The sequence below is a fragment of the Nostocoides japonicum T1-X7 genome, from assembly GCF_001046855.1.
GTDB classification, from domain to species: domain Bacteria; phylum Actinomycetota; class Actinomycetes; order Actinomycetales; family Dermatophilaceae; genus Nostocoides; species Nostocoides japonicum.
This window is the reverse complement of record NZ_HF570958.1, coordinates 4,852,010-4,857,830: the sequence shown is the minus strand read 5'-3', so window position 1 is coordinate 4,857,830 and position 5,821 is coordinate 4,852,010. Positions and strand designations below refer to the sequence as shown.

Below are 5,821 nucleotides of genomic sequence, written 5' to 3'. Positions count from 1 at the left end.
CCGCGAGCCGCTCGTCCGCCTCCGCCGCGGCGCGCGTCGCCCCCTCGACGTCCATCGTGACGACCGCGTTGACGTCGCCGTTGCACCGGTCGATCTGCGCGAGGTGCGCGTCGAGCAGCTCTCGGGCCGAGAACTCGCGGCGCCGCAGCCCGGCGGCCTGCGCCCGGGCGGTCTCGAAGACCAGCTCAGCTCCCATGGGATGCCTCTCCCTGTGCCCAGGCCGTGCCACGGGAGGCCGGCCACTCATCCGCGGTGACGAGTCGACCCACGATTAAACACGATGCCGAGCACCCGCTGACGGGTCGGTGCCGGAACGGGCCCACCCGGGGCCCGGACCGTGGGCCCGGAACGCCGCCGTGGGCGACCCGGAGACGGCGGCCACGGGCCGTTCCGGTTCGGCCTCCTCCGTGCCGAGGCCCCGACGAGATGACACGCGACCCGTCAAACATCCCGACACCGCGGGTGTGCCGCACGCGTAGCGAGTCGGTGCACGTCGGGGCGAGGGCCCGTCCGGTATACCAAGACCCCCGGGTATGCCGCGCGGGTGGCGATCCGGTGCACGTCGGGGCGACGGCCCGTCCGGCATACCAAGACCCCGGGGTATGCCGCGCGGGTGGCGGGCCGGTGCACGTCGGGGCGAGGGCCCGTCCGGGATGTCAAGACCCCCGGGTATGCCGCACGGGTGGCGAGCCGGTGCGTGTCCGCGCCGACCCGGACGTCACCCCGGTGTGGCCGCCGTGTCGACGTCGGCGGACTCGAGGGCGGCGGCGACGCGGCGGTGGGCCGCCCAGATCGCCTCGGGCAGCCCGTCGAACTGCTCGAGGTGCGCCTGCCGGAAGCCCATCTCCTGACGCCACCGCTCGACGTCGATGGACAGGACCGTCTCGAGGTCGGCCGGCGTGATGTCGACGCCCTCGAGGTCGAGCTCCTCCTCGGTCGGCAGGATCCCCACGGGCGTGGACCGCCCGGTGACGGTGCCGTCCTTGAGTCGCATGAGCCACAGGAGCGGCCGGAGGTTCTCCCGGTAGCCGGGCCACAGGAAGTGCCCGTCCTCCGGGTCGCGCTGGAACCAGTTGACATGGGCGAAGATGGGCTGCTCCGAGGCCGCGCCGACGATCGAGAGCCACTGCGCGGCATACGGGCCCTCGGGGTAGGACATGAAGGGCCGCATGGACATCGGGTCGTAGCGCAGCTGGCCGTCGACGCCCTCGGCGGCGAACGTCGCCTCGGCGCCGAGCGTCAGCCCGTCGTAGACACCCTCGGCGAGGTCGGTGATGGCGCGGATGAGCGGCTCGCGGTCACGCGTCCGTCCGCCGAAGATGATCCCGTCGATCGGCACGCCCGCGGGGCTCTCGTAGTCCGGGGCGATGTTCGGGACGTTCGCGAGGGTTGTCGTGAACCGGCTGTTGGGATGCGACCACGGCTCGGTGCTGCCCTCCGGACGGTCGGCGATCGGCTCGCCCTTCCAGTCGAGCCAGCCGGCGACGTCCGCCGGCGGCTCGGGGGTCCGGCCCTCCCACCACACCTCCTGGGTGTCCGGGTTGTATGCGACGTTCGTGAAGATGGCGCCGGTGCCCGGGCCGACGGACTCCAGGGCCGTCGGGTTCGTCTTCTCGTTCGTGTCCTTCGCGACGCCGAAGACGCCGAACTCCGGGTTCAGCCCGTAGAGGCGGCCGTCGTCCGGGTTCACCCACAGCCAGGCGATGTCGTCGCCGTAGAAGAAGACGCGGTAGCGGTCGCCGAGGGCATCGGGCGGGAGCATCATCGCGAGGTTCGTCTTGCCCGACGCGCTGGGGAAGCCGCCGCAGATGTGCCACGTGCGGCCCGCCACCCGGTCCTCGATGCCGATGAGCATGAACTGCTCGCCGAGGAACTTCCCGCTGGCATACCCGTCGTACGCCGCCTGCCGCAGCCCGTGGGCGATCTTGCCGAGAAGGGCGTTGCCGCCGTAGGAGGAGCCGTAGTGGAGGATGGTCCGCTCGTCGGCGACGGTGACGAAGTAGCGCTGGTCGTCGGGCGTGCCGTGCTGCATGGCCGGGAGGTCCCCGGTGACGTGGACGGCCCGGACGAACATCGAGGGGTCCTCGAGGCCCTCGACGTGCTCGACGCCGACGCGGGCCATCCGGATCATGTGGAGGACGACGGGCCGGGAGTCGGTGAGCTCGACGCCGACGGCATACGCATGGAGGGGGGATCCGGGCGGGGCCATGAGGTAGGGGACGACGTACATCGTCTTGCCGGCCGACGCACCCGACATCTGCCGCTCGAGGAGGGGCTTCATCTCGCTCGACGGACGCCAGTTGTCGTAGACGCCCTTGTCGGCCGGGTTGCTCGTCGCGACGATGGTCCGCTCCTCGGAGCGGGCGGTGTCCTTGGGGTAGCTGCGCGAGTAGTACCGGCCCTCGCCGGCCGGGAAGATCTCTCCGGCCGCGAGCGCCTCCTCGATGAGCCGGCCGTCGTCCGCCGCGCTCACCACCTCCACGCGGGCGGCCCCGGTGATCCCCGCCCAGTGCCGGACGAACTCCCGGACGTGGGGGTTGCCGAGCCCACTGTGCTCGAACGCGGTCTCGATGTCGGCCATGACGGGGTCCCTTCGCGACGGTGGGCGGACAGGACCATGCGTACCAACGACACGGCGTCGGAGTCGTCGTTTTCGGGGGGTTCGGAGTGTGAGGTTGGCCCCACTTTGGTCCGTCGGAGCGACACGCCCGGCGGATGGCGGCGTCCGCCGGGGTCGACGACGTCCCTCCACGGACGCACCGTGGGGGGACACCGCCGGCGGCCCCGCGCGGGCCGGGATCAGCCGAGGGCCCGCGCGGGCCGGGGATCAGCTGTCGGCGACGACGAAGATCCGCTTGTTGACGAACTCCTCCATGCCGAGGGTGCCGAGCTCGCGACCGAAGCCGGAGCGCTTGACCCCGCCGAAGGGGATGTCGGCGCCCTCGCCGGCCGGGACGTTGACGTTGACCATGCCGGACTCGAGGCGCTGGGCGACGGCGGCGGCACGGGGGACGTCGGTGCCGAAGACGGCTCCGCCGAGGCCGTATGCGGAGGAGTTGGCGAGCTCGACGGCCTCGTCCTCGTTCGACACCTTGTAGACGACGGCGACGGGGCCGAACAGCTCCTCGGTGTAGGCGCGCATGTCGGGCGTCACGCCGGTGAGGACGGCCGGCGTGTAGTGCGCGTCGGGACCCTCGGAGAGCACCCCGCCGGCGTGCAGGGTCGCGCCCTTGTCGACGGCGTCCTGGACCTGGGCGGCGACGATCTCGGCGGCCTTGCGCGAGGACAGCGGGGCGGGGTCGGCCACCGACTGGGCCTTCGCCACGAGCTCGGTGACGAAGTCGTCGTAGAGGTCCTCCATGACCATCATCCGCTTGTTGGAGTTGCAGGCCTGGCCCATGTTGTAGGTCCGGAAGCCCCAGGCCGTGTCGGCCAGCTGCTTCACGTCGCCGTCGAGGACGATGAAGGGGTCGGAGCCGCCGAGCTCGAGGACGCACTTCTTGAGGGCCCTGCCGGCGATGCCCGCGACGACCGAGCCGGCCCGCTCGGAGCCGGTCAGGGAGACGCCCTGGACGCGCGGGTCGTTGATCATCGTCTCGACCTGGTCGAAGGTCGCGAAGAGGTTCGTGTAGACCCCCTCGGGGACGCCGGCGTCGCGCATGATGTCGACGATGGCGAGGGCGCAGCGCGGCACCGACTCGGCGTGCTTGAGGATGACGGTGTTGCCGAGCACGAGGTTGGGGGCGGCGAACCGGGCCACTTGGTAGAAGGGGAAGTTCCACGGCATGATGCCGAGGATCGTGCCGATCGGGCGGCGCTCGACGACCGCGGTGCCGCCCGTGAAGGTCGGGATCTCCTGGTCCGCCGCGAGCTCAGGCCCCCGGGTGGCGTAGAAGTCGAAGATCGCCTGGCAGAACTCGGCCTCCTCGACGCCCTCGCCCTCGATCTTGCCCATCTCCTGGCGGGCCAGCTCGGCGAGCTCCTTGGCGCGCTCGCCGAAGAGCGCGGCGACCCGGGAGACGATCTCGGCCCGCTCCGAGATCGGCCGGTCGCTCCAGGCGCGGTATGCCGTGTCGGCGGCGGCGAGGGCTGCGGCCACCTGCTCGTCGGTCGCGGTCTCGAAGGTCTCCTGCACCTCGCCGGTCGCCGGGTCGAGGGACTGGTAGGGGGGCTGCGTGGTGCTCGTCGTCGTGGTGCTCATGGTCTGGGTCGCCTCCAGCTGCGTCGTTGCGTGGATGAGGGTGAGCGTAAGACTAGCACGGTTGACATATAACATCCAATCTCATATGTTTAGTGCTCGATCGGCCGGCAACGGGGCAGGCCGCACGTGGAAAGGCATACGACAGATGGCGATCGGAACGGGTGGTCAGCACACCCCTGAGTCCGCAGCCGACGCGCACCTCGCGGTCCTCGGCTACGAGCGCGAGTTCAAGCGCTCGATGAACCTGTGGGCCAACATCTCGCTCGGGTTCACCTATCTCTCACCCCTCGTCGGGGTGTACTCCCTCTTCGCCTTCGGGATCTCGCTCGCGGGGCCCCCGGCGTTCTGGTGGCTCGTCGTCGTCGGGGCCGGCCAGTTCCTCGTCGCCCTCGTCTTCGGCGAGGTGGCCTCGCAGTACCCCGTCGCCGGCGGCATCTACCAGTGGGTCCGCCGGCTGTGGAACCGTCGCGCGGCATGGCTCATCACCTGGGTCTACGCCTGGGCCATGATCGTCACCGTCACCTCGGTCGCGGAGTTCGGGGGAGGGTTCGCCGCGAGCCTCTTCGGCTTCGAGAACAGCCCGCGCAACGGCTTCCTCACGGCGATCGGGCTGCTCCTGCTCGCTCTCGCCCTCAACTTCAGCGGGACGCGGGTCATGGCGCTCATCGCGCAGATCGGCCTCCTCGCGGAGCTCACCGGCGTCGTCGCGCTCGGCCTGTTCCTCATGCTCTTCCACCGGAGGAACTCCATCTCCGTCCTCTTCGACTCGATGGGTGCCTCGTCCGGGAAGCCTTACCTGTGGGCCTTCCTCGCCGCGTCCCTCACGGGCCTGTTCCTCTTCTACGGGTTCGAGGCCTGCGGGAACGTCGCGGAGGAGGTCTCGGACCCGGGCCGTCGCATACCGCGCGCGATGCGACTCACCATCCTCATCGGCGGAGTCTCCGCCGGCGTCTCCTTCATCGGCTACCTCCTCGCCGCACCCGACCTGTCGGCCATCGTGTCCGGCGAGGTCGCCGACCCGATCCCCGCGATCCTCGACGGGGCGCTCGGCCACACCGGGGCCCGGCTCTTCCTCATCGTCGCGATGATGTCGTTCGTCTCCTGCGTCCTCTCGCTCCAGGCGGCCGCGAGCCGCCTCATCTACTCCTTCGCCCGCGACCGGATGACCCCCGCGAGCGGGTGGCTCGCGAAGGTGTCCGCGCGGCACTCGGTCCCGACGCGGGCCCTCCTCGTCGCCTGCGTCCTGCCGATCGTCCTGTGCGGTTGGGTGTATGCGAGCCCCGGGGCCCTCGCGCAGATCACCGCCTTCGCGGTCCTCGGGATCTACCTCGCCTTCCAGACCGTCGTCTTCGCCGCCCTGCGGATGCGGCGTCGTGGATGGCAGCCGGCCGGTGAGTTCACCCTCGGCCGTGCGGGTCTGTGGATCAACATCGCCGCGCTCACCTACGGCGTCATCGCGATGATCCTCCTCGTGTGGCCGTCGTCCGCGGCGACCGGCATCGACCGGGTCCTGCCGCTCGTCGGCATCGTCGTCGTCCTCGGCAGCGGTGGTCTCTACCTCACGCTCGCCCGGCCCGACCGCCACTCGACCGGACCCGAGGGGGACGCCATCGCCATCGC

3 protein-coding genes and 1 pseudogene are annotated in these 5,821 nt (G+C 70.9%); 1 reads left to right on the top strand and 3 read right to left on the bottom strand.

Annotation, left to right across the window (positions count from 1 at the left end; translation table 11 throughout):
- From BN12_RS25645 to BN12_RS22055, 3 genes and pseudogenes are all read right to left on the bottom strand, one after another.
- Positions 1 to 196: pseudogene (locus BN12_RS25645) on the bottom strand (amidase); the annotation flags it as partial.
- Between the two features lie 522 nt (positions 197 to 718).
- Positions 719 to 2,581 carry a phosphoenolpyruvate carboxykinase (GTP) gene (locus BN12_RS22060; RefSeq protein ID WP_048555669.1) on the bottom strand — a complete coding sequence of 621 codons (1,863 nt, stop codon included), beginning with the start codon at positions 2,579 to 2,581 and terminating at the stop codon, positions 719 to 721.
- Between the two features lie 246 nt (positions 2,582 to 2,827).
- Positions 2,828 to 4,201 (bottom strand): NAD-dependent succinate-semialdehyde dehydrogenase, encoded by a 1,374-nt coding sequence (locus tag BN12_RS22055; protein ID WP_048555668.1) that lies wholly within the window; start codon positions 4,199 to 4,201, stop codon positions 2,828 to 2,830.
- A 145-nt stretch (positions 4,202 to 4,346) separates the two neighbouring features.
- On the opposite strand from BN12_RS22055, the gene BN12_RS22050 reads away from it, so the two are divergent.
- Positions 4,347 to 5,821 (top strand): APC family permease (locus BN12_RS22050; RefSeq protein WP_083454856.1); only part of this gene is annotated, 1,475 nt, incomplete at its 3' end.

Excerpts from the sequence above, each read along its gene's own strand:
- BN12_RS22060 (WP_048555669.1), bottom strand. The coding sequence starts at position 2,581 with ATGGCCGACATCGAGACCGCGTTCGAGCACAGTGGGCTCGGCAACCCC.
- BN12_RS22055 (WP_048555668.1), bottom strand. The coding sequence starts at position 4,201 with ATGAGCACCACGACGACGAGCACCACGCAGCCCCCCTACCAGTCCCTC.